The 23,840-nt window shown below is 65.3% G+C and carries 24 protein-coding genes; 7 read left to right on the forward strand and 17 right to left on the reverse strand.

All coding sequences use genetic code 11. The features are described from left to right. Window positions 1-13 precede the first annotated feature (13 nt). Window positions 14-1,024 carry a LacI family DNA-binding transcriptional regulator gene (locus ACVIHF_RS05650; RefSeq protein WP_253603065.1) on the forward strand — a complete coding sequence of 337 codons (1,011 nt, stop codon included), beginning with the start codon at window positions 14-16 and terminating at the stop codon, window positions 1,022-1,024. 210 nt (window positions 1,025-1,234) lie between these two features. On the opposite strand, the gene ACVIHF_RS05655 is transcribed toward ACVIHF_RS05650, so the two are convergent. From ACVIHF_RS05655 to ACVIHF_RS05690, 8 genes are all read right to left on the reverse strand, one after another. Then, on the reverse strand, window positions 1,235-1,768 hold the full coding sequence (locus tag ACVIHF_RS05655; protein WP_253603064.1) for an NADH-quinone oxidoreductase subunit B family protein: 534 nt from the start codon (window positions 1,766-1,768) through the stop codon (window positions 1,235-1,237). 12 nt (window positions 1,769-1,780) lie between these two features. Beyond that, on the reverse strand, window positions 1,781-3,292 hold the full coding sequence (locus tag ACVIHF_RS05660) for a hydrogenase large subunit (RefSeq protein ID WP_253603062.1): 1,512 nt from the start codon (window positions 3,290-3,292) through the stop codon (window positions 1,781-1,783). 18 nt (window positions 3,293-3,310) lie between these two features. After that, the gene (locus ACVIHF_RS05665; protein ID WP_253603060.1) at window positions 3,311-4,759 is read right to left on the reverse strand and encodes a hydrogenase 4 subunit F; all 1,449 of its coding nucleotides are present in this window, start codon (window positions 4,757-4,759) and stop codon (window positions 3,311-3,313) included. After that, window positions 4,756-5,418 carry a hydrogenase-4 component E gene (locus ACVIHF_RS05670; protein ID WP_016843065.1) on the reverse strand — a complete coding sequence of 221 codons (663 nt, stop codon included), beginning with the start codon at window positions 5,416-5,418 and terminating at the stop codon, window positions 4,756-4,758. Before ACVIHF_RS05670 ends, ACVIHF_RS05665 begins: the two co-directional genes overlap by 4 nt. Further along, a complete protein-coding gene (locus ACVIHF_RS05675) occupies window positions 5,418-6,374 on the reverse strand; it encodes a respiratory chain complex I subunit 1 family protein (protein WP_253603058.1) in 957 nt (318 codons plus the stop codon). The genes ACVIHF_RS05670 and ACVIHF_RS05675 overlap by 1 nt, the downstream gene beginning before the upstream one ends. Next, window positions 6,365-8,380, reverse strand: a complete 2,016-nt coding sequence (gene hyfB / locus ACVIHF_RS05680) for a hydrogenase 4 subunit B (RefSeq protein WP_253603056.1) — start codon at window positions 8,378-8,380, stop codon at window positions 6,365-6,367. Before hyfB ends, ACVIHF_RS05675 begins: the two co-directional genes overlap by 10 nt. Further along, window positions 8,377-8,649, reverse strand: a complete 273-nt coding sequence (locus ACVIHF_RS05685; protein WP_253603054.1) for a helix-turn-helix domain-containing protein — start codon at window positions 8,647-8,649, stop codon at window positions 8,377-8,379. Before ACVIHF_RS05685 ends, hyfB begins: the two co-directional genes overlap by 4 nt. 165 nt (window positions 8,650-8,814) lie before the next feature. Beyond that, on the reverse strand, window positions 8,815-9,714 hold the full coding sequence (locus ACVIHF_RS05690; RefSeq protein ID WP_253603053.1) for a CHAD domain-containing protein: 900 nt from the start codon (window positions 9,712-9,714) through the stop codon (window positions 8,815-8,817). 74 nt (window positions 9,715-9,788) lie between these two features. On the opposite strand from ACVIHF_RS05690, the gene ACVIHF_RS05695 reads away from it, so the two are divergent. From ACVIHF_RS05695 to ACVIHF_RS05710, 4 genes are all read left to right on the forward strand, one after another. After that, window positions 9,789-9,992, forward strand: a complete 204-nt coding sequence (locus ACVIHF_RS05695) for a hypothetical protein (protein WP_253603051.1) — start codon at window positions 9,789-9,791, stop codon at window positions 9,990-9,992. Between the two features lie 31 nt (window positions 9,993-10,023). Then, the gene (locus ACVIHF_RS05700; RefSeq protein ID WP_057015246.1) at window positions 10,024-10,458 is read left to right on the forward strand and encodes a MarR family winged helix-turn-helix transcriptional regulator; all 435 of its coding nucleotides are present in this window, start codon (window positions 10,024-10,026) and stop codon (window positions 10,456-10,458) included. Window positions 10,459-10,535: 77 nt separating this feature from the next. Further along, the gene (locus ACVIHF_RS05705) at window positions 10,536-11,303 is read left to right on the forward strand and encodes an enoyl-CoA hydratase-related protein (RefSeq protein WP_456791854.1); all 768 of its coding nucleotides are present in this window, start codon (window positions 10,536-10,538) and stop codon (window positions 11,301-11,303) included. A gap of 111 nt (window positions 11,304-11,414) precedes the next feature. Continuing rightward, complete coding sequence (locus tag ACVIHF_RS05710) at window positions 11,415-12,284, forward strand: aldose 1-epimerase family protein (protein WP_456791855.1); 870 nt, start codon at window positions 11,415-11,417, stop codon at window positions 12,282-12,284. A gap of 11 nt (window positions 12,285-12,295) precedes the next feature. On the opposite strand, the gene ACVIHF_RS05715 is transcribed toward ACVIHF_RS05710, so the two are convergent. The 4 genes from ACVIHF_RS05715 to ACVIHF_RS05730 all read right to left on the reverse strand — a co-directional run bounded on the left by ACVIHF_RS05715 (window position 12,296) and on the right by ACVIHF_RS05730 (window position 16,518). Next, complete coding sequence (locus tag ACVIHF_RS05715; protein ID WP_168857972.1) at window positions 12,296-12,496, reverse strand: hypothetical protein; 201 nt, start codon at window positions 12,494-12,496, stop codon at window positions 12,296-12,298. 83 nt (window positions 12,497-12,579) lie between these two features. Further along, window positions 12,580-13,581: a tryptophan--tRNA ligase gene (gene trpS / locus ACVIHF_RS05720; protein WP_253603045.1), complete on the reverse strand. Its 1,002-nt coding sequence runs from the start codon at window positions 13,579-13,581 to the stop codon at window positions 12,580-12,582. Between the two features lie 227 nt (window positions 13,582-13,808). Further along, the gene (locus ACVIHF_RS05725; RefSeq protein ID WP_057015250.1) at window positions 13,809-14,657 is read right to left on the reverse strand and encodes an Npun_R2479 family HD domain-containing metalloprotein; all 849 of its coding nucleotides are present in this window, start codon (window positions 14,655-14,657) and stop codon (window positions 13,809-13,811) included. Window positions 14,658-15,783: 1,126 nt separating this feature from the next. Then, entirely contained in the window at window positions 15,784-16,518 is a 735-nt protein-coding gene (locus tag ACVIHF_RS05730; protein ID WP_253587517.1) for an SDR family NAD(P)-dependent oxidoreductase, read from the reverse strand. A gap of 196 nt (window positions 16,519-16,714) precedes the next feature. Here ACVIHF_RS05730 and ACVIHF_RS05735 point away from each other — a divergent pair, with 196 nt between their 5' ends. Both ACVIHF_RS05735 and puuE read left to right on the forward strand, forming a co-directional pair. Beyond that, window positions 16,715-17,128: a DUF3830 family protein gene (locus tag ACVIHF_RS05735; protein ID WP_016843084.1), complete on the forward strand. Its 414-nt coding sequence runs from the start codon at window positions 16,715-16,717 to the stop codon at window positions 17,126-17,128. A 1-nt stretch (window position 17,129) separates the two neighbouring features. Next, entirely contained in the window at window positions 17,130-18,068 is a 939-nt protein-coding gene (puuE, locus tag ACVIHF_RS05740) for an allantoinase PuuE (protein WP_253603043.1), read from the forward strand. A gap of 215 nt (window positions 18,069-18,283) precedes the next feature. On the opposite strand, the gene ACVIHF_RS05745 is transcribed toward puuE, so the two are convergent. Genes ACVIHF_RS05745 through ACVIHF_RS05765 form a run of 5 tightly spaced genes read right to left on the reverse strand, consistent with a single transcriptional unit; the run spans window position 18,284 to window position 23,659 of the window. Continuing rightward, window positions 18,284-19,816, reverse strand: coding sequence for an ABC transporter ATP-binding protein (locus ACVIHF_RS05745; protein WP_253603041.1), 1,533 nt, complete (start codon window positions 19,814-19,816; stop codon window positions 18,284-18,286). Further along, window positions 19,813-20,496, reverse strand: a complete 684-nt coding sequence (gene biuH, locus ACVIHF_RS05750; RefSeq protein WP_225643493.1) for a biuret amidohydrolase — start codon at window positions 20,494-20,496, stop codon at window positions 19,813-19,815. The genes ACVIHF_RS05745 and biuH overlap by 4 nt, the downstream gene beginning before the upstream one ends. A gap of 19 nt (window positions 20,497-20,515) precedes the next feature. After that, complete coding sequence (locus ACVIHF_RS05755; protein WP_018270387.1) at window positions 20,516-21,442, reverse strand: ABC transporter permease; 927 nt, start codon at window positions 21,440-21,442, stop codon at window positions 20,516-20,518. Between the two features lies 1 nt (window position 21,443). After that, the gene (locus ACVIHF_RS05760) at window positions 21,444-22,553 is read right to left on the reverse strand and encodes an ABC transporter permease (RefSeq protein ID WP_253603039.1); all 1,110 of its coding nucleotides are present in this window, start codon (window positions 22,551-22,553) and stop codon (window positions 21,444-21,446) included. Then, window positions 22,550-23,659: a BMP family ABC transporter substrate-binding protein gene (locus ACVIHF_RS05765; protein WP_253603037.1), complete on the reverse strand. Its 1,110-nt coding sequence runs from the start codon at window positions 23,657-23,659 to the stop codon at window positions 22,550-22,552. Before ACVIHF_RS05765 ends, ACVIHF_RS05760 begins: the two co-directional genes overlap by 4 nt. Window positions 23,660-23,840 lie beyond the last annotated feature (181 nt).

Here is a 23,840-nt window from a genome sequence, read left to right on the forward strand (position 1 = left end):
CAGGCTCCGGCCCATGAGCTCCGAACTGACCGCCCCCGGGACTGGCCCGGCCGGTGCCGCGCCCACCCTTTCAGAGGTGGCCAAGCGCGCCGGCGTTTCCTCGATCACGGTGAGCCGGGTGGTGCGGATGCCCGACCTGGTCGCCCCGGAGACCCGGGCGCGGGTCGAGCAGGCGATGCGCGACCTCGGCTATATCCCGAACCTGGTGGCGGGCGCGCTGGCGAGCGCACGGACCAATTCGGTCGGCGTGCTGGTGCCGACCATCGCCAACTCGATCTTCGCCGACACGGTGCAGGGCCTGTCCGATAAGCTCGAGCCGCTCGGCTTCTCCGTGATCCTGGCGCAGTCGCGCTATGACGCGGAGCGCGAGGACCGCATGCTGGCGGCGCTGCTGTCGCGGCGGCCCGAGGCGATCATCATGGTCGGCTCGCCGGCGACCGAGGAGGCCAGCCGCCTGCTGCGCAATGCGCGCATCCCGATCGTCGAGACCTGGGATCTGCCGGCAAACCCGATCGACGCGGTCGCGGGCTTCGACAATTACAAGGCCGGTGTCGCCGTCGCGAAGCATCTGGTCGCGCAGGGCCGCAAGCAGCTCGCCTTCATCGGCGGCGACGATCCGCGCGGCACGCGCCGCTGGTTCGGCTTCAGGGACGAGGCGCTGGCCAGCGGCCTTGCCGAGCCGCGCCGGTTGATCCTGGACCGCAAGGATTCCGGCAGCGTGGCGGCGCATGCTCGCCTGCCTGGTGTCGACGCGGTGTTCGCCGCCAACGATGCGCATGCGATCGGCTTCATGTCCGGGCTGCGCAAGGCCGGGCTGCTGCGCGACGGGCCTGCATCGGCGCAGCCGGTCGCCGTGATCGGGCTTGGCGATCTCGAAATGGGCCAGTTGATCTCGCCGACCCTGAGCACGATCAGCGTGCACGGCGACGCGATCGGCCGCACCGCGGCGACGCTGACGCTGGAGCGCGGCGGCGAGCGCCGCGTCGATCTCGGCTTCGAACTGGTGCTGCGCGACAGCGGCTAGTGTGCTGAATGCGAAGTTCGTGTGATTTCGCGGCAGCCACTTTCACGAACTTCGCATTCATAAAGCACACTAAAATCATAAGTTTGCTAGTGTCCTTATCGAATCCGAAGTTCGCTCCGAAGGTGCGGCAAATGATGCGAACTTCGGATTCGGGACACTAGCGCGCCTCGCCCATGGTGCGGGCGGAGGTGCTCGTTTCTTTCCGTGCTTTCACCTTGCCGCGACCCCGGCGTCGACCGCCTCGAGCAAGGACACGAGGCCCCGCAGGATGGCGATCGGCGAAGGCGGGCAACCCGGAATGTGGAGATCGACCGGAACAACCGCGGAGACCCCGCCAACCACCGCGTAGCTGCCGGCGAAGCATCCGCCATCCCTCGCGCAATCGCCCGCAGCGACGACCCATTTGGGATCTGGCGTCGCACGGTATGTGCGCTCCAGCGCCTCGCGCATGTTCTTGGTGACCGGACCCGTGACCAGCAGCACGTCGGCGTGACGAGGCGAGGCGACGAACCGGAGTCCAAACCGTTCGACGTCGTAATACGGATTGCTTAACGCGTGTATTTCCAGCTCGCATCCGTTACAGGAGCCTGCATCAACCTCGCGGATCGAGAGGCTGCGGCCGAGGCGTCGTCGTGCGGTGTGGCCGACGGCAGCCGCCAGCTCCGCGAGCGCAGCGTCATCGGGGCGCGGCGCTTGCTCCGTCAATGGCTGGCGAAACAGGCTCTGGAACAGAAGTTTGCGCATCGCCTCAAGCCCTCAGAGATCCTGCCCGGAATAGGAGCAGTTGAACGACTTATTGCAGAGTGGGAAGTCCGCCACGATGTTGCCTTCGATGGCCGCCTCGAGCAGCGGCCACTGAAACCACGACGGATCGCGCAGATGGCATCGCTCGATCCGATCGCCGTTCAGGCGCAGCCAGGCCAGGATGTCGCCGCGGAAACCTTCGACGAGCGCCATGCCCTCGCAAGGCTCCGCCGTATTGTGCAGCGGCACTTGCACCGGGCCGGCCTCGAGGCCGATCAGGATCTGGTACGCCAGCGCGAGACTCTGCTCAACCTCGCGGATCCGGATCCAGACCCGGGCGTTGACGTCGCCGTCGCTGAGGACGGGGACTTCGAAGCGGAGGCCATCATAGGGGAGATAGCCGGGCTTGCGTCGGGCGTCATGGTCGCGGCCGCTCGCGCGCCCGACATAGCCCCCGGCGGCGAATTGCCGGGCGAGCGTTGGAGCAACGATACCGGTGCTGACGGTGCGGTCCTGCAACGAGGCGGTGTTGTCATAGAGCTCGACCAGCGCAGGGAAATGCCGGCGGATCTGGTCGAGCGCGGCCCGGATCGCGTCGGCTCCATGGCCGGCGATATCGCGCGCGACGCCGCCGGGAACGATGAGGTCGCGCATCAGGCGGTGACCGAATGCAGCGTCGGCCGCGCGCAGCACGGATTCGCGCAGCACGGCGCAATGCGCCTGCATCAACGCAAATGACGCATCGTTGCAGATCGCGCCGATATCGCCGAGATGATTGGCCAGCCGCTCGAGTTCCGCCATCAGCGCGCGCAGCAACAGCGCGCGCGGCGGCACGGCAATCCGCTGCGCGGCCTCGACGGCTTGCGCGAACGCCAGCCCATAGGCGACCGTGCTGTCGCCGGAGACCCGGCCGGCGAGCCGCGCGGCCTGCTCGATCGTGCTGCCCGCCATCAGCCCTTCGACGCCCTTGTGGGTGTAGCCGAGCCGCTGCTCGAGGCGGACGACCGTCTCTCCGCTCGCGGTAAAGCGGAAATGCCCGGGCTCGATGATGCCGGCATGCACCGGACCGACTGCGATCTGATGCAGGCTGTCCCCCTCGGCCGGAAGGAATTGATAAGGCGCGGCGTCCGCCGATGCATCGCGACGTTCGCCGAGCGGGAAGCGCGTTTGCCAACGGCCGTGATCAAGCCAGGGACGGGAATCCGGTGTGTCTGTCGCCTGCAATCCGAACAGGTCGTGCAGGGTGCGCTCTAATCGAAGCGCCGGCGGATGATGGGCCGCAACCGAAGGAAATTGGCGATCGGGACAATCCAGGCTGATCACGCCGATATCGGACGTGCGGTCGTCGAGGACGGCCATGTGCACGCGCGAGGGCTCGCCCCACAGCCCGAGCAGGCTCAGGCCGCCATCCGCAAGCGCGTGAGCGGCGGCGCGCCAGGTATCGCCGTCGACCACGGCGCGCGGCCATGGATGATGTCGTTCGATCCTGTGGCCCGCCCGGATCAGATCGATCAACCTCGGCATATCCCGTTCTCCCTCGCGCTAACCCAGCAGGTTGGCGACGTGCTGGAACCAGACGACCAGCGGTCCCGGAAGGTAGATGCCCGCAGTCAGCACCAGCGCGAAATGCGCGAACATCGGCAAATAGGACGCATCCGCCGGCGCGGCATTGCCGCGCGGCTCGCCGAACGCAAGGCTGGTCAGGCGCAGGATCAGCGCGCCGAAGGCGAGCAGCAGGCCGAACACCAGCGGGATGGCGAGCAGCGGCTGGCGCGCGAAAGTGGAGCTGACGATGAGAAATTCGCTCATGAAGATACCGAGCGGCGGCAGGCCGGCGATCGCGACCACGCCGATCACGAGACTCCAGCCGAGTGCCGGATGCGTCTCGGTCAGGCCGCGAATGTTGGCGATCCGCTGCGTGCCCTTCACCTGCGCAATGTGGCCGACCGCGTAGAAGATTCCCGACTTGGTGAGGCTGTGCATCACCATGTGCAGCAGGCCGGCAAAGTTGGCGAGCGGGCCACCCATGCCGAACGCAAACACGATGATGCCCATGTGCTCGATCGAGGAGTAGGCGAACAGCCGCTTGATGTCGCGGCGGCGGTAAAGCATGAAGGCCGCGAACAGCAGCGAGGTCAGCCCCATCGTCACCATCAGCGGGCCCGGCGATATCGCATCCGGATTGGCGGCGAGCAGGATCTTGAAGCGGAGCACCGCGTAGAGCGCGACGTTGAGCAGCAGGCCGGAGAGCACGGCGGAGATCGGGGTCGGGCCCTCGGCATGCGCATCCGGAAGCCAGGCGTGCAGCGGCGCCAGGCCGACCTTGGTGCCGTATCCGAGCAGCAGGAAGATGAAGGCGACGTTGAGCAATGCCGGGTCGAACGTCGCCGCACGGCTGATCAGCACCGTCCACACCATGGCATCCTGACCCTCGCCGACCACCGGCAGTGCGGCCATGTACACCAGGATCGTACCGAACAGCGCCAGCGCGATGCCGACGCTGCCGAGGATGAAGTACTTCCAGGCCGCTTCCAGCGCCGCATGGGTCCGGTAGATGCCGACCATCAGCACGGTGGTGAGCGTCGCGACCTCGACCGCGACCCAGATCAGGCCGATATTGTTCGACACGAATGCGAGGTTCATGCCGAACATCATCACCTGATACATGGCATGGTAGAATCGCAGATAGCCCGGCGTCAGCCGTCCGGTTTCGAGTTCATGGGCGATATAGCTGGCGCTGAACACGCTCGTGGTGAATCCCACGAAGGTGTTGAGCACGATGAAGACGATGTTGAGATCGTCGATCAGCAGGTACTGGCCGGGTTGCGGGCGCTCGGCCACGAGCAGCGAAAGCGCGGCCAGCAAGGTGCCGAGACTGGCCACGACATTGAGGCCCGCGGTCAGCCGGTAACCGGGCAGCGCGGCCAGCACCGCCGCGGCGGTGATCGGTATCAACAAAACCCAGGTGACGGCATCCGACGCGGCAGTCATCGGCGCTCCCCCCTGAATTCATCGAGCGCGCCGACGTCGACGGTGTCGAACCGCTCGCGAATGCGGAACAGGAACACGCCGATCACGATGAATGCGATCAGGATCGAGAAGGCGACGCTGATCTCGACGACGAGCGGCATGCCCTTGGCGCCGGTCGCGGCCAGCACCAGGCCGTTTTCCAGCGACATGAAGCCGACGACCTGGCTGACGGCGTTGCGCCGCGTCACCATGACGAGCAATCCCAGCAGCACCACCGACAGCGCGAAGGCGAGGTCTTCCCGCGCCAGCGGATCGGCGGCGCCGGTCACGCGCAGCATCAGCACCATGGACAGGGCGACGAGCCCCATGCCGGCAAGCATGGTCGGGCCGATGCTCACCGCGGTCTCGATATCGCGATGAATGCCGAGCTGCTTGATGATCCGATGCAACGCCACCGGGATGACGATCGCCTTGAAGACCAGTGCGATGGCCGCGGTCACGTAGAGATGCGGCGCATTCTGGATGAAGGCCTGCCAGGCGACGGAAGCTGCGAGCACCACGGCATGAAGTGCGAAGATGTTCAGCAGCGCATACAGGCGGTCCTGGTACAGCATCATGAAGCTGATCAGCACGAGCCCGCCGGCGAGCAGATGGGCGATGTCGAAGGCGAGGTTGTGCATCAGAAGCCCCGTGACACGAACCGAAGCAGCGTGCCGAGCAGGCCGAGCATCAGCGCCGCGCCGAGGAATTCGGGGACGCGGAACACCCGCATCTTGGCCGTCGCGGTCTCGAACACGGCAAGGAGGAAGCTCGCGACCGCAAGCTTGAGGATGTAGGCGGCAACGCTCACCAGATAGGACAGCGGGCCCGCGCCTTCGGTGGTGATCTGCCACGGGAAGAACACGCAGATGATCAGCGAGATGTAGAGCAGCAGCTTGAGGAAGGCGCCGAACTCGATCATGGCGAGGTGGCGCCCGGAATATTCGAGGATCATCGCCTCGTGCACCATGGTCAGCTCCAGATGCGTCGCCGGGTTGTCGACCGGGATGCGCGCGTTTTCGGCGAGCGCCACCATGATGAGGGCGATCATCGCCATGCCGAGCGAGACGCGCAGTCCGACTTCCGACGACGCCATGAAGGTCGCGACCGTCGACAGCTGCGTCGAGCCGGCAATCAGCGCGACGCAGAACACCATCAACAGCATGGCCGGCTCGGCGAGCGCGGCAATCATCACCTCGCGGCTGGAGCCGATGCCGCCGAAGCTGGTGCCGACGTCCATGCCGGCAAGCGCGAGGAAGAAGCGCGCGCTGCCGAGCAGGGCGACGATCGCGATCAGGTCGGCGCTCCAGTTGAATTGCAGGCCGGTCGCGAAGGTCGGGACCAGCGCCGCCGCGACCCAGATGGCCGCGAACGTCACATAGGGCGTGACACGGAACAGCCAGGACGCGTTTTCGGCGAGCACGACCTCCTTGCGCAGCAGCCGCAGCAGGTCGCGGTAGGGCTGGAAGATCGACGGTCCTCTCCGCCGCAATAGGCGGGCCTTGATCTTGCGCACAACGCCGGTCAGCAGCGGCGCGAGCAGCAGCACAAGCGCCATCTGGCCGAGCTGAACGAGGATGTCGGAGATCACGACCATATCGCGAGCGCCAGCAGCAATGTGACGAGGGTTGCGAACACCAGGCTGAGGTAGCGGCGGATGGTCAGGAACTGGAGCTGGTTCAGCCGATCGGCGAAGAACCACACGAGTTCAGTCACGGGTGTGTAGAGCCGCTCCCAGACCAGGTCGTGCATATCGACCCTGAGGCGGGCCGGCCGCAGTTCGCCCGGCGCGGGCATGTCGACATGCTCGCGGGCCTGGAAAACCAGCGTGCCGAACACGCGGCGGATCGGCTGCACGAAGCTCACGCCGGAATACTGCGCCGCCGGTGTCGGGTCGGAGAAGCCGCAACCCCAGGCCGGTCCGCGCCGGATCGCGCGCGACGCAAAGCGATGGATAAAGTACACCGCGAGCGACGCCGCGGCGGTGATGAATGCAAAGACGAGCAATCCGTTGTAGGAACTGCGGCTCTCCTCGATCGGCACGATCGAGAGCCAGGGATCGTCCGCCTGAAGCGGCATCCGGTGGCCGATCACGGTCTGCGCGACCGGCGAAAGCGCGTCGATCACCAGGCCGGGCAGAATGCCGGCGAGGAAACAGAGCACGGCGAGGCTGAACATCGCGGCGAGCGAATAGCGATCGACTTCGCCGGCGGCTTCCGCGGCCGGGCTCCGCGCGCGGCCGAGAAATGTGATTCCGAAGGCCTTGACGAAGCATGCAGCGGCGAGCGCCGCGGCCAGCGCCAGCAAGGCGCCGACCGCGGGCACCATGATCTTCAGCAGCCATTGCGGCAGGTCGGGGCTCTGCAGGACGGCCTGAAACATCAGCCATTCCGACACGAACCCGTTGAACGGCGGCAGCGCCGAGATCGCGACGCAGCCGACCAGAAAGACGAAGCTCGTGAGCGGCATGCGGTGGATCAGGCCGCCCAGCTTCTCCATGTCGCGTTCGCCGGTCGACGTCAGCACCGCGCCGGCCCCGAAGAACAGCAGGCTCTTGAAGAACGAATGGTTCAGCACGTGGAACAATGCGGCCGTGAAGGCGAGGGCGGCCGCGAGGCCAAGGCCGTTCGCCTGAAATGCCAGCGCAAGGCCGAGGCTTGCGAAGATGACGCCGATGTTCTCGATCGTGCTGTAGGCGAGCAGGCGCTTGAGATCCTTCTCCATCAGCGCGTAGAGGATCCCCATGACGGCCGTGGCGCCGCCGAGGATGAGAACCGCGACACCCGCCGACCAGCTTGGCGGCCCGAGCAGATCGAACACGACCCGGATGAATCCGTAGATCGCGACCTTCGTCATCACGCCGCTCATCAGCGCCGAGACATGGCTCGGCGCGGCCGGATGAGCCAGCGGCAGCCACACGTGCAACGGGATCAGGCCGGCTTTCGACCCGGCGCCGAGCAGCATCAGCGCGAGCACCAGTGCGGCTTCGGACGGGGTGTGCTGAGCAGCGCGGATGGCCGCAAAGCTGTAGCTGCCGCCCGCTCCCGCCAGCAGGCCGAAGGCAAGCAACAGAGCCAGCGTTCCGAAGCTTGCCATCACGAGATAGACGTAGCCTGCGCGGGCATTATCCGCGTCACGGTGATGCGCCATGACGAGCGCCCACGAGGCGAGCGACATGAATTCCCAGCACAAGAGGTAGGTGAACGCATCGTCGGCGAGCACGACGAGATTCATGCCGGCCAGGAACGCCGGGAAAAAGGGAAGAATGCGCTGGGGCGCGGATTCGTGGCTGCCGTAACCGAGGCCATAGAGACTTGCGGCCGCACCGCCGAGATTGACCACGACGAGAAAGAATGCGGCGAGCGCATCGAGGCGGAAATGCGATCCCAGCCAGGGCAACCCGATCGGCAGGGCCAGTTCCGTCGCGCTGGTACGGGAGATGAGCGAAATCATGGCCCCGGCCAGCGCGATCAGCGAAATCGCGAAAGTCGCGCCGTAGACGATGGCTGTCGATTGGCGCGATCTGCTCGTTGCAATCGCGAGAGCGGTCGTTCCCAGCAGGGCGGCTACACACCAGATCTGCTGAGTGACCGCCGGGATCATGTCCGCACCTTCGGTGAGCCTGATCCGGCCTTCAATCGCACCCCGCGGCCGCCGCCACTGCTGACGGCGCCCTCATTGATGACCTCGACGCCGGCTGTGCCGAGCGCGTCGATCAGTTTCACGAGCGAGTCGACGTTGCCGCGAATGGTTCCTTCGCTCGCCTCCATCCGCTGGATGGTTGGCACCGAAAGTCCGGACAGTTCGGCGAGCTGCCGTTGGTCGATGCCGAGCAAGGCCCTGGCCGCTCGTAGCTGCGCCGCGGTGATCATCGATTGATGGCCGTCGATGTGGGAGTCGCGTCTATTTGAATGTCATTTATGCACATCAAGTAATGATGGCACAAGGGCAATAAGTGATGTTTTATACATCATTCCTAGGCGCAGTCGTCAACGCGAGCGGTATCCGCGCGCCGACGGAGTTGCGCTGATGCGCGTTCAGTCGGAGATTTTTCGATAGACCGCCGCGGCGTGGCGCAGCAGCCGGCTCTTGCGCTTCCGTTCGTGCAGGCGCTGGTGCTTGGCCTTGCGCTCGTGGGCGCGCTGCGCGGGTGCATCGACGCTCTCGAGCAGCCCGCGACGGACCTCGTCATCGTTCAATTCGCCGAGCAATTGCTGTCCCTTGCGCAGATGCTTCAGGATAATCCGCCATGACGCGTATTCGTCGGGAGGCAAGCCGCCCTCCGAGAACTCGATGGCGTAACGCAGCCGCTTGCTGGCGAGACGGACGCGGTGGCGCTTGTTCTTGCCCATGCCTTGCAGCCCGCGGCTCTTCTGGCACAGCTTGCCATGCCATCGCGCCAGCCGCCGCGCGTGAAACACCGCGACCGGCACGGCTCGCCGCTGCGCGGCGCGGGGGTCCTGCCGCGTGGTCCAGGGGCCGCTGCCGACCCAGTCCCACATGCCGTCGAACCATCGCCAGTATCGATCGCTTTGCAACGCCTCCTTGAGCGCCTCGAACGCGTCGGTTCGCGCCGTCTGGAGCATGCCTTCTTCAGGCAGGCCCTTGCTGTTCTCGATCGCGACGTCGAGGTCGCGCGTGGCGCCGAGATGGGCGCTCAGCCATCTCAACTCGGATTTCAGTCGCGTCCATTCGGTGTCCGCCACCATCGGCCCATAGAAGGCGATCGCCGCCTTCAGCCGCGTCAGCGCGATACGGGTCTGGTGCAGCGCGGCGGAATCACCGGAACTCATGGCCTCGTGATTGGTCGCGACTTCCTCGAGGCATTCGGACAGGATCAGGCGAAACGCGGTCTCACAGCGCATGGCTTCGCTTAGATGGCGCGGCCGCTTTGGGCGGACAACACGCTCCTTGGCCGGACTTGCCGCTAACGTCATGACACTCTCGTGACCCCGCCGGTGCCGCAACGCAACCGGGCGGCTCCCGGGTGGGAAGATTTCCCGTTTGATCGATGTCGATCAAGGATTTTCTGCTGGGCCGCAGTGCGACGATCCAGCGACAGGATCAAAATGTCGCAATCAACCGTCGGCGGGAGCTCATTCCAGTCGATATGCAGGCCGGGCTTTTGAGGGAACACCATGGCTTTGTGCACGCCGCAAAACCAGCCAGCGGACTTCGCCGCAGCGTCGGATATTTCGTGCACGAAGTATCTTGATATTTCGCGTGCGAAATATATAACGGACGGCATGAAAGCGGAACACCGGCTGATCTTTCTTCTGACCGTGGCCTATCGCCGGTTGCAACGCGCCATCGAGCAGGAGACGGCCACGCACGATCTGACGTCGGCCCAGGCAGGCGTGCTGTTCTTTCTCGGGCGCAATGACGGCGCGCTGATCGGCGACGTCTCGCAGGCGCTCGACATCGTGCCGTCGGCGATGAGCGGGCTCGCCGACCGGATGGAACGTGCAGGCCTCGTGAAGCGCCGGCGCGATGGCGAGGACGGCCGCAGCCAGCGGCTCCATCTGACCGCGGCGGGGCAGGAGTTCGGCAAACGCGCCGCGACGCGGACCAGGGCGATCAACAACCGTCTGATGGACGGGTTCTCGGACGCGGAGATCGACGTGGTGTCGCGCTGGCTGACCAGCCTGCAAGACAAGTTTCCGAAAGGCAAGGACAGCTAGAGCGTCTTCAAGCGAAGTGGCTACCGGTTCGCGTGAAGAAGACGCGTCAAGCAAGAAGCGAGCAACAGGAGTGAAGCATGAGTGAAGTGGTCGTAGCGCTGGACGGCGGTGTCCTCACCATGACGATGGCGCGCCCGGACAAGAAGAATGCGATCACCAACGCGATGTATGGCGCGATGGCCGATGCGCTCGAGCGCGCGGAAAGCGATTCTGCGATCCGCGCCGTGCTGCTGCAGGGCGACGGCGACAGCTTTACCGCCGGCAACGATCTCGCCGATTTCGCGGCGGTGTCGCGCGGCGTGCAGGGCGAGCGCCACGTGACGCGCTTCCTTGCCGGGCTTGCCAAGGCGACGCGGCCGCTGGTTGCCGCCGTGCAGGGCAATGCGGTCGGCATCGGCACCACCATGCTGCTGCATTGCGACCTCGTCTACCTCGCGCCGACCGCGCGGCTGATCACGCCGTTCGTCAATCTGGCGCTGGTGCCGGAGGCGGCTTCGACCTATCTGTTGCCGCAGCGCATCGGCTATGCGCGGGCCTATGCGATGTTCGCGCTCGGCGAACCGGTCGAGGCGGAGACGGCGGTCTCGATCGGCCTCGCCAACGCGGTTGTGCCGCTCGCGGACCTGCGCGCCAAGGCACGCGCGGCGGCGGACGCGTTGGCGAAGCGGCCGTTCGGCTCGCTCCAGCACACCAAGGCGCTGATGCGCGACCCCGCCAGGATCAGCGCGCAAATGGCGCGCGAGGGCGAGATCTTCCAGGAACGGCTGATGAGTACGGAAGCACGCGAGGCCTTTGCCGCCTTTGCCGAGCGCCGCCAGCCCGATTTCTCCAAGATTACCGGTTAGGCCCGGAGCGTGGCCCGCCACGCGTGGGCGGCCCCATTGCTTTGGGGTTGACGGCTTCGCCGGCTTCGAACATCTCCTGTCGGGGCATACCGCAACCCGGCGAGGCGAGGCATGAGCGACAGTCACACGCTGCGCAGCGATGGAATCGCCGCGACTATTTCGGCGCAGGGCGCCGAATTGTCGTCGCTCAGAAATGCCGACGGGACCGAACTGTTGTGGCAGGCCGGCCCGCAATGGCCGCGCCATGCGCCCATCCTGTTCCCGATCGTCGGCCGCTTGAAGAACGATACGCTGCGCCACAACGGCAAGACCTATCCGATGACGCAGCACGGCTTTGCGCGCGACCGCCGCTTTGCCTGGGTGGAGCAGGGGCCCCGATCCTGCAAGCTCGCGCTCACCGACGATGCGGAGACGCGTGCGCGCTATCCCTTCGCGTTCAGGCTCGAGGTCACCTATACCGTTGATGGCGCCGATCTCGACGTCGCCTTCGACATCGTCAACACCGGCGCCGAGACACTGCCGGCCTCGCTCGGCGGTCATCCCGCCTTCAACTGGCCGCTGCTTCCGGGATTGGCAAAGGAAGCCTACGCGCTGACCTTCGCGAAGGACGAGCCGACGCCGATCCGGCGACTTGAGGGCGGGCTGATGCGGCCGCAGGCCGAGCCCTCTCCGATCAGGGGCAGGGTGCTGGCGTTGTCCGAGCAATTGTTCGATGACGACGCCATGATCCTCGATCAGGTTGCGAGCGCGTCGGTTCGCTTTGCTGCTGCGCAGGGGCCCGCGATCGAGGTGTCCTGGCGCGGCTTTCGCGAACTTGGTGTCTGGTCGAAGGTCGGCGGCGCGGCGTTCCTCTGCATCGAGCCGTGGCACGGTTTCGCCAGCCCGGTCGAATTCGATGGCGAGTTCGCCGGCAAGCCCGGCCTCATGCACATCGCGCCGGGCGCGCGGCAGTCACTGGGCTATCGCATTCGCGTGAGCTGACGAAGAACAGGTCAATGTGCGCGGGGGCTGAGCGCACTGGTGATCGCGCCGACCGATGGCGGGTTCTCGTTCGCCCAGGCCTCATGCGCGGCCAGGTCGCGGTAATGCTCGGCCATGCGTAGCAGCCGCTCGCGGATGCCGGCTTCTTCCTCGCTCTTGGCCTGATCGGTCAATTGCGCGGCGCGTTCGAGAAGCGTTTTCGGATCGATCACGACAGGCTCCAAATCCGGTTTTCGCCAAGCGGACAACTGCTACAGGCAAGCAAAGTTCCTGCCATGGTTTGATGACAGCGCATTCAGGGCTGGAACACGCCGAGCCCCGCCATCACATCGCGCTTGGTGCGCTCGGTGATCTCGCGGGCTTTCAGGGTTCCGCGCCGGATCACGTCAGCGACATGGTCGCGATTGCTTGCCAGCTCGGCGCGCCGGGTCCGGATCGGTGCGATCAGGGCTTGCAGGATGTCCTCCAGCCGCCGCTTGACGGCCGCGTCGCCGAGACCGCCACGCCTATAGCGCGCCTTCAATTCCTCGACGGCGTGGTGATCGTCATCGAACGCGTCGAGATAGCTGAAGACGACATTGCCCTCGACCTTGCCGGGGTCGCCGACGCGCAGATGATCGGGATCGGTGAACATCGCGCGCACCGCAGCCGTGATGTCACCGGGCGAGGCCGAGAGAGCAATCGCATTGCCAGCGGATTTGCTCATCTTCGCGCGTCCGTCGACGCCCGGCAGCCGTCCCGCGCGTGGTATGACGGCCACCGCCTCCTGCAGGAGCGCACGGCCGGCGAGCGCGTTGACGCGCCTGATGATCTCGTTGGTCTGCTCAATCAGGGGAGCCTGGTCCTCGCCGACCGGCACGACGGTCGCCCGAAACGCGGTGATGTCGGCGGCCTGCGCCACCGGGTAGCACAGGAAGCCCGCAGGGATGTCGCGTCCGAATCCGCGGGCGCGGATCTCGTCCTTGATGGTGGGATTGCGCTCCAGCCGCGCGACGGTGACAAGGTTGAGATAGAGCATCGACAATTCGGCGAGCGCCGGAAGCTGCGACTGCAGGCAGATCGAGGTCCGTTCGGGATCGATGCCGACGGCGAGATAATCCAGCGCGACCTCGATGACGTTGCCGCGGACCTTGCCGATGTCGTGCGCGTTGTCGGTCAGCGCCTGCATGTCGGCGAGCAGCAGGTATTGCTCATGGCTGTCCTGAAACGCGAGGCGGCTTCTGAGCGAGCCGACGTAATGGCCGAGATGCAGCGGCCCGGTGGTGCGGTCGCCGGTGAGGATGATCGGTTTGGTCACGGCTTATCTCCATTCGGTTGAATGGGGACACCGCAGGCGGGCTGGATGAGGTGAAAGAAAAAGGCCGCCCAATGCGGCGGCCCCGAAATGCATGAACGCGTTCGGCCCGCCTGTCAGTCGGCGAGCCACCAGAGATTGGCGATCAGGATCGAGCGGTTCATGGCGTGAGCCGTAAGGCAATCGAACGAGCGGGTCAAGACGGCATAGCCAGTTATTCTTCCACCCGGCTATGCTCGAGTAATCGCTCCCCTGTGCTCCTCCGAGAACACGTGCGCGTAAAGGTTGGCGATCCATTGCTTACCTTCCTGCGTGACCCGCAGATATCGAAGTGCGTCGCCGATATAGGGGCAGACGGCCTTCCAGAAGAAAGCAGGGTACGCTGCACGTAGATCATCGGGAGTCTGATATCCGAGTTTCTCGCTTGCGCCAGTCTCCTGAAATTCGGCAAACAAGGCTGACGTCTTCCGCAAATAGTCAATGTCGGCCAATTGGCCGATCAAATCCGCGGCACGAAGCAGGCCGGGATAATCCGCCGTACTGGTATGTTCTTCTTCCCCCGGTACCGGAAAGCGCGTGTGCTCGATGTTCGCCTCGATTTCCTTTGTGTCGATGGAGGTCAGGCTCACCTTGCCGAAACGCTCGCGGACGAAGAGCTTGGATCGTGTCACATGATAGGGGGTCAAGGATGCGTCCGTGGCTCCAGCAGATATCCGGACGCGATCACCGTTTTCGTTACAAACATAAAGTCCGTCCCGGTCGCCTCGACATACCCCGCGTACATAGCCGATGTCGTGGCATAAGAGCGAAATCATGAAATGGAGCCAGTCGCGCGGCCTGACACCGCCTTCGCTCGTATGCTTGCCGAGTAAAATGTTCTGTCCGACCAACGTCACCATGATGGTGTGGTTCATGTCGTGGTAGGCCGCATCGCTATTGGCAATATTCTCCAACGCGAGGCGCCCAACGAAACCGATGATGTCCGGATAGGCGGGCTCGAGGATTCCGTAGATTTGGCCGTATGTACCCTTGAGTTGATCGACAAACGCTTGGATGACAATTTGAGTTGGGTTGAACATGATCGCCTCCAATGTGCGGATGCTATGCCGGTTTGGGTATTTCGTCACCGGGTTGTTGGTCCCGCGAATTGGGCCGGAGCCTGGTGGCCCGGAGGCCTGTCGAGCCCTGGTTTGGGGGCTACCCGGGATGAGGTAAGGCTGAACCACCGCTGATGGCCCATCGCGATCAATGCACCCGACCGCCAAACGGTCCGCTGTGAGGTGCATACCGGATCTTACCGAGACCGGGGCCAAACGGTCGCGATTGGACAAGAAGCGGGCAGTGGGGCCAGTAACGAGGGTGGACCGAAGCGCGCATGTATCCGCCCATGGCTCCCAACTTCCGTCAATTTTTGATCGCCATGTCAGATGTGGAAATTCTTGTCGAAGCGTGGCGATAGGAGTCACGCAATCAATGCTTTCATTCCAGGTGATTTGCAGGACGAGTAATGAAGAACGCAACACTGCTTGCCCTTGGTTTATTGACGGCGGGAGTTTGGTCACAAGACAGCGCGAGATGTCAGACCTCGCTTTCCCCTCCGCTTTCGCTTGCGCCGCCGCCGTCGGACGAGGGATCGGCATCGCCGGCTGCAACCAACAGCGTCTGGCCGCCGACGGCGACCGCTAAGAGTTCGGTACTGCCCCGAGCCGCCAAGGAGTCTTTGCCACGCTCCACTGCCCCACGATCTGCCACTGTCGAACACACGCCGGTAGAGTCAGGCAGCGCTTCGCCAGCACAGGTGATCGACAGGTCGCCGCCGTCGGCTGGACCGGTCCCCGATTACGATGGTTTTAGCGTCGGCATCGACGACGACACGTCAAGCCGGACGACGCGACCCGTCAGGTCACACCGGGCAAAGCAGCCCAAGCTCGATCAAGAAGCGGATCGTGTCTCTCGGCAGCAATCGGTCGATCCCGGGGACGATGACAAACTAAAGGGCAAGCTTACGATTTGCCGCGGTTGCAAGTAGCAGGCACCACTCCGGGCGGACATTTGAATTGGCCCGTCATCTTGCGGGACTCTTGCCATGCAAGAGTCCGGAAATGGCCCATCGCGACATGTTCCGATGCTGCACAAATGACCGCTATAAGGACAACGCGGACGTAAGCTTCATCGCATGACGCCGCTGTGTTTATGGTACGTGCCCTAGTTGAACGCCATGCCGCCGCTCATCGCGATGGTCTGTCCGGTCATGTAGGGATTGTTGACCAGCAGCATCACGGCCTGTGCCACCTCTTCCGCTGTGCCGAAGCGGCCGACCGGGATCCGGCTGACCAGCTCGCTCTGTCCCCTCATCATGTCGGTCTCGATCAGCGACGGCGCGACGGCGTTGACGGTGATGCCCTCCTTGACTAGGCGCGCGGCATAGCCGCGGGTCATCCCCTCCATCGCCGCCTTGGATGCGTTGTAGTGCGGCCCGATCGAGCCGGCGCCGCGCGCCGCGCCGGAGGAGATGTTGACGATGCGGCCCCATTTTCGGGTGCGCATCATCGGCAGCACCGCTTGCGTGCACAGGAACGCCGATTTGAGATTGACCGTGATGGTGCGGTCGAAATCCTCTTCGGTGAGGTCGTCGACACCCCTGACGATGGCGATGCCGGCATTGTTGACGAGGATGTCGACCGGGCCGAGCTCGGATTTGGCGCGCTGGACCAGCGCGGTGACGGCGGCAGCTTCCGAGACGTCGGCGGCGATCGCGACGGCGCGGCCGCCGGCGGCAATGATGCCCTTCGCTAGCGTCTCCGCCTCGGCCGAGCGCTCGCGATAATTGATGGCGACGGCTGCGCCGGCATCCGCCAGCATCTTGACGATGGCCGCGCCGATGCCGCGCGATCCGCCGGTCACCAGCGCCACATGTCCGTGCAGACTGCTTGTTGTCATCAAGGTCACCCTGTTCGACGTCCCCTCGCAGGCTCGCAAACGGGAAGGCGCGGCGCAATGCAACTCTGCTCAAATCTGCGTTGGAGGCCGCCGCGCGGCGAAAAACCGGCTTCCGGGGCCGGAATCGGCCTTGCGTCCGGCCCGGGCCGGCGGCAATGGTTGGGACATCACTTCTTAGCCCACCCACGAGAGATCGATGAGCAAACTGATTGTCCGCGCCGGCGAGTTCACCTTTGACGCCCGTTTCGAGGAGCAGCTGGCGCCGAAGACGGTCGCCGCGTTCCGCAAGGCGATGCCGTTCGAGAGCCAGGCGATCCACGTGCGCTGGAGCGGCGAGGGCGTCTGGATGCCGCTCGGCGATCTCGACTTCGGTGTGTCCTACGAGAACCACACCAGCTATCCGGCGCCGGGCCAGATCATCCTCTATCCGGGCGGCATCAGCGAGACCGAAATCCTGCTCGCCTATGGCGGCGTGCATTTCGCCAGCAAGATGGGCCAGCTCGCCGGCAATCATTTCATCACGCTGACCTCGGGGCTGGAGAACCTCACCGCGTTCGGCAAGACCGTGTTGTGGAAGGGCGCGCAGAACATCCGCTTCGAGGAAATCTGATGTGACCGAGGCCCGCTATCCGCGCGATCTCCGCGGCTACGGCCGCAATCCGCCCGATCCGAAATGGCCCGACGCGGCGCGCATCGCCGTGCAATTCGTGGTCAATTTCGAGGAGGGCGGGGAGAACAACATCCTGCACGGTGATCGCGCCTCGGAAGCGTTTCTGTCCGACGTGCTCGGCGCGCAGCCCTGGGTCGGCCGGCGGCACGCCAATATCGAGACGATGTTCGAATATGGCGCGCGCGCCGGCTTCTGGCGGCTGTGGCGGATATTCACCGAGCGGAAGCTGCCGGCCACGGTGTTCGGCGTCGCGATGGCGCTGAAGCGCAATCCGGACGTTGTCGCCGCGATGCAGGAGGCGGGCTGGGACATCGCAAGCCACAGCCTGCGCTGGGTCGAGCACAAGGACATGTCGGAGGACGAGGAGCGCGAGGAGATCGCTCGCGCCATTGCCGTGCATGCCGAGGCGACAGGCGCGCGGCCGCTCGGCTGGTACACCGGCCGCTCCTCGATCAACACGCTGCGGCTTTTGATGGAGGCGGGCGGCCTGCGCTATCTCTGCGATTCCTATGCCGACGATCTGCCGTACTGGATCAAGGCAACCGGCACCGAGCCGCATCTCGTGATCCCCTATACGCTCGATGCCAACGACATGCGCTTCATCAACGCGCAGGGCTTCGGCGGCGGCGAGGAGTTCTACACCTACCTGAAAGACAGTTTTGACGTGCTCTATGCCGAGGGCGCGACCTCACCGAAGATGATGTCGATCGGTCTGCATTGCCGCGTCGTCGGCCGTCCCGGCCGCGCCGCGGCGCTGATGCGCTTCCTCGACTACATCCAGAAGCACGACCACGTCTGGGTGCCGACCAGGCTTCAGATCGCCGAGCATTGGCACGCCAATCTGAAGCATCTCGCCGAGCAGGCGTTCGAGATCGGCTAGGCGATCGTTAGCGGGCCGCTGCCTCCTCGCCTCGCCCCGCCTGCGGGGAGGGGCCGGAACGCATCGACAGATGCGTTCCGGGTGAGGGGGAGTCTCCGCGAGTCCAGCTGCCGCCATTTGCGCGGAGAGAGCCCCTCACCCCAACCCTCTCCCCGTAAGAACGGGGCGAGGGGGCGCAGTGCCGTTGCGGGCACCATCCGCCCTTTTCTTCGACCTCAGTGCCCGGCCATGTGCCGGCCGATCTCGGTGAGGTCGGCCTCGCTGGCGCGGGCCTCATGCACGAAGGCGCCGTGGAACATCACGACCAGCCGATCCGACAGCTCCAGCAGCTCGTCGAGGTCTTCACTGACCAACAGCACCGCCGCGCCGCGGTTGCGGGCGGCCATGATCTCGGCGTGGATCTGCGCCACCGCCGCGAAGTCGAGCCCGAAGCAGGGATTGGCGGCGATCAGCACCTCGACGTCGCCCGAGAGCTCGCGCGCCAGCACCGCGCGCTGCACATTGCCGCCCGACAGCGCCGCGATCGGCGTCTCCGGCGTGCGGGTCTTGATCTTGTAGCGATTGATCTTGCGCTCGGCGTCGTTGCGGAAGGCCGAGCGGTTCAGCCACCAGCCGCCGCGCGCGAACGGGGCACGATCGAATTCGCGGAATGCGATGTTGTCGGCGACGCTCATGCCGCCGACGCAGGCGTTCTTCAGCGGCTCTTCCGGCAACAGCGACATCCTGTGGCGCCGCATCTCCGCGCGGCTCGCCGCATAGGTCTCGCCCTGGACGCGGATCGCGCCGCTCTCGGCCTCGCGCTGGCCGGCCAAGACCTCCACGAGCTGGCGCTGGCCGTTGCCGGACACGCCGGCGATGCCGACGATCTCGCCGCTTTTCACGGTCAGCGACACGCCGTGCACGGCGATCGCGCCGGCATCGTCAAGCGCGGTGAGCCTGTCGAGCTCAAGCCGCGGCGCGCCGGTCTCGCCGGTGCGCGGCGGCTGCACCGTCAGCTGCTCGGCGCCGATCATGGTGCGGGCCATCTCGTCCGGCGTCAGCTCGGCAACCCGGCCGCTGCCGGCGAGCTTGCCGCGGCGCAGGATGGTCACCTCGTCGGCAAAGGCCATCACCTCGCGGAACTTGTGCGTGATCATCAGGATGGTGAGCTCGCCCGCGACCACCATCGCGCGCAGCATGCCGAGCACCTCGTCGGCTTCGCCCGGCGTCAGCACCGAGGTCGGCTCGTCCAGGATCAGGAAGCGCCGCTTCAGATAGAGCTGCTTGAGGATCTCGCATTTCTGCCGTTCGCCGGCGGAGATATCCGAGACCTTTGCGTCGAGCGGCACCTTGAACGGCATCCGCGCCAGGAAGGCCTCCAGCTCCTTCTTCTCCTTGCGCCAGTCGACCACGGCAGGCACGTCGTCGCGCGCCAGCACCAAATTCTCGGCAACCGTCATCGCCGGCACCAAAGTGAAGTGCTGGTAGACCATGCCGAGCCCGAGCGCATGCGCGTCCTTCGGATTGGCGATCGCCTGCTGGCGGCCGCCGACAATGATGTCGCCTTCGGTCGCGTGGTAGTAGCCCATAATGCATTTGACGAGCGTGCTCTTGCCCGCGCCGTTCTCGCCGAGCAAGGCGTGGAACGAGCCGGGACGCACCTTGAGCTCGACATTGTCGAGCGCTGTGAAGTCGCCGAACCGCATCGTCATGGCGATGGCGTCGACGCCGAACGCGCCTGATGGTGCGGGCGGCTCGCCGATGATCACGACAGCGCCCCGATCAGGTCGGCGGATCTGGTCACCGCGCCGAACACGCCGCCCTGCATCTTGATCATCTTCAGCGCGTGATCGTGATTGCCCTTGTCGGTCGCGCCGCAACAGTCCTCGACCAGCACGCATTCGAAGCCGCGGTCGTTGGCCTCGCGCATCGTGGTGTGGACGCAGACATCGGTGGTGATGCCGGTCAGCACGATGTTCTCGATGCCACGCAGCCGCAGCATCAGCTCGAGGTCGGTGGCGCAGAACGAGCCTTTTCCGGGCTTGTCGATGATTGGCTCGCCCGGCAGCGGCGCGAGGTCCGGAATGATTTCCCAGCCGGGTTCGCCGCGCACCAGGATGCGGCCGCAGGGGCCGGGGTCGCCGATGCCGGCGCCGATCTGGCGCGAGCGCCAGCGCTTGTTGGCTGGCAGGTCGGCCAGATCAGGCCGGTGCCCCTCGCGCGTATGGATGATGTGAAAGCCCTGCGCGCGCATTACCGCGAGCAGCTTCCTGATCGGCTCGATCGGCGCCCGGGTCAGCGAGAGGTCGTAGCCCATCTTGTCGACATAGCCGCCGACGCCGCAGAAATCGGTCTGCATGTCGATGATGATGAGTGCGGTATTCTCTGGCCGCAGATCGCCATTGTAGGGCCAGGCGTAGGGCTCGGACTTGATGAAGCGCTCGGGCATGAAATGATCTTTCGAGATGCTATCGGGTGATGGACAATTCGGCGGGTGCGCCGGTCAGCGTGCGCTTCGGCGAGCAGGTGATGATCATGATCGCGAGCGTCAGGATGTACGGCGCGGCGTTGAACAAATGATAGCCGGAGGTGATGCCGACCGATTGCAGCGCGGGCCCGAGTGCGGCCGCGCCGCCGAAGGCGAGCGAGGCCCACAGGCACAGCATCGGGTCCCAGCGCGCGAAGATCACCAGCGCCACCGCCGTGATGCCCTGTCCCGAGGAAAGGCCCTCGTTCCAGCTGCCGGGATAGAACAGCGACAGGAACGAGCCGCCGATGCCGGCGAGGAAGCCGCCGACCATGGTGGCGCGCAACCGGATCAAGAGCACCGAATGGCCCATCGCGCGCGCCGCATCGGCGCTCTCGCCGGCGGTGCGGATCAAGAGGCCCCAGCGCGTGGTCCTGAAGGCCCAATAGAGCAGCGGCGCGATCGCGACGCCGATCAGGAACAGCACGTTGATGCGCAGCGCCGCGCGGACCTGCGGGATGTCGCTCCACCAGCCGAAATCGATCGCGGGCAGCCTTGCCGCCGTCGGCTCGATCAGCGGCTTGCCGAGGAAGAACGCGAGGCCGGTGCCGAGCAGCATCAGCGCGATGCCGACCGCGATGTCGTTGACCCGCGGCAGCGAGCAGATCCCGGCATGCAGCGCGCCGAACAGCGCGCCGGTGATGCCGGCCGCGAGCACGCCAAGCCACGGCGAGCCCGAGAGATAGGAGATGCCGTAGGCGCTCATCGCGCCCATCACCAGCGTGCCCTCGAGGCCGAGATTGATGCGGCCACTTCGCTCGGTGATGCACTCGCCGAGGCTGACGAACAGGAACGGCGTCGAGACGCGGATGGCGCCGCCGAACACGGCCAGCGGAACGGTCCAGAGCCCGAGCGATGCGTCCGCCATGTCAGGACTTTCCCTTCAGGAAGCCGATGCGCCCGTAGAGCGCGTCGCTGGCCAGCACGAACACGAAGATGATGCCTTGCAGCACCAGCACGGAGGCGTCGGGCAGGCCGAGCCGCCGCTGCAGCAGGCCGCCGGAAGCCGAGATGCCGCCGAGCAGGATCGCCACCGGAATGATCGCCAGCGGATTCTGCCGCGCCAGGAACGCAACCAGGATGCCGGTGAAGCCGTAGCCCGCCGCGAGATTGGCGTTGGTGCGGCCCTGCACGGCCGCGACCTCGATCATGCCGGCAAGGCCGGCGCAGCTGCCGGCGAGGAAGCAGACGGTCAGGATCAGCTTGCCGACGCTGAGCCCGACGATCTTGGCGGCGCGGATGTTGCCGCCGGCGACGCGCGCCGCGAAGCCGAAAGTGGTGTGATAGATCAGGATGCAGGCGACGATGGCGGCGACGAGGCCGAACGCCAGGCCCCAATGCACGTCGGTGCCGGGAATGGTGCCGATCATGTTGGCGGCGCCGATCTCGCGCGTCGACGGCTTGTTGAGGCTCGCCGGATCGCGCATCGGGCCCTCGACCAGATGGTTGAGGATGGCAAGCGCGATATAGACCAGCAGCAGGCTCGAGATCGTCTCGTTGACCCCGCGATATTGCCGCAGGCCGCCCGACAGCGTGATCCAGAGGCCGCCGCCGATCATGCCCGCGATCACCATGGCGATCTGCACCACGATCGGCGCTGCGCCTTGCAACGCCAAGGCGGCCGCGGTCGCCGACAGCGCGCCGATCAACAACGCGCCTTCGCCGCCGATGATCACCATGCCGAGCTGCGCCGGCAGCGCCGTGCACAGCGCGGTCAGGATCAGCGGCGCGGCGCGGGTCAGCGTGTTCTGCCAGGAGAAGGCGGTGCCGAACGCGCCGTAATACATGTAGAAATAGAGATCGAGCGGGTTCTTGCCGTAGAGCGCGACAAAGCCGCCGAACACCGCGAGCGCGCCGACCAGCGCCGCGCCCGGGATCAGGATGTATTCGATGCGCGCGCCGTGGCGCTGGAGGAATCCGGGATCGGCGGCCGGAGCGATGCCGGCCGCCTCCACCGATTCCGCCGTCTCGGTCGTCACGCGGTGGCTCCGATCACGCCCTCGACGAGATAGTCCATCTTCTCGAGTTCGGGATCCTGCTGGCCGCGATCGGTGCCGGAAGCGATCACCGTCTTGCCCTTGTTGTCGACGAGCGGGCCCTTGAAGATCGTAAACTCGCCGGCCATGAACTTGGCCTTGACGTCGTCGGCGTGCTTGCGTGCCTCGGCGGACACCATCTCGCCATAGGGCGACACCTTGACGATCTCTTCCTTGAGGCCGCCGCGATAGAAGTTCGGGATCGCTTCGCCGGCGGTGATCATCTTGACGAATTTCGGATAGAGCGCCTCCCAATTCCACTCGGCGCCGGTGAGATAGGCCTTCGGCGCCAGCGGCGACTGGTTGACGTGATAGCCGCATACGAGAGCGCCGCGGCGCGCGGCGTTCTCGACCATCGTCTTCGGTCCGTCGACATGGCAGGTCAGCACGTCGACGCCCTGGTCGATCAGGCTGTTGGTAGCCTCGGCTTCCTTGACCGGCATCGACCAATCGCCGGTGAAGATCACCTGCGTGGTCGCCTTCGGATTGGCGAGCCGGGCGCCGAGCGTGAACGCGTTGATGTTGCGCAGCACCTGCGGGATCGGCTTGGCGGCGACGAAGCCGAGCTTGCCGCTCTTGGTCGAATAGCCGGCCACGATGCCGGAGATGTATTGCGCCTCGTCGATATAGCCGAAATAGCTGCCGGCGTTCTTCGGGTCCTTGTCGGACCACAGGCCGCCGCAGTGCTCGAAGCGCAGTTTTGGAAACTTGCCCGCCATCTTGAGGACGTGCGGGTTGTAGTAGCCGAACGAGGTCGGGAACATGAGCGTGGCGCCGTCGAGATTGATCATGGACTCGATGGTCTTCTCGACTGCATCGGTCTCCGGCACCTTTTCTTCCTCGACCACCTTGATGCCGGGAAGCTTCTTCACCGCCACGGCTCCTTGCGCGTGCGCCTGGTTGTAGCCGTAGTCGTCGCGCGACCCGACATAGATGAAGCCGATCGTGGTTTCCGCTGCCGCCGCGCCACGAATGCCAAGCGTGCCGCCGAGCGCCAGTGCGGCGCTGCCCTGCAATAAATGCCTTCTTGAAATCCTGCCAAAATCCATCGCCTGCTCCCTCCAGCGGGTCCGGCCCGCCTGTCCTTGTCGCAGCCGCCTGACGGCGGAGCTTGGGGGAAGTGTCGCAAGCTTCATGCCAGAGCATGTTTGGCGATCAGTCTTCCGTAAATGATTGAATGTACGTGAGAATGGTGATCGGTCCCGGAACGCTCGGAAGCCGATTGAGATC

Source organism: Bradyrhizobium sp. USDA 4506 (assembly GCF_054058795.1).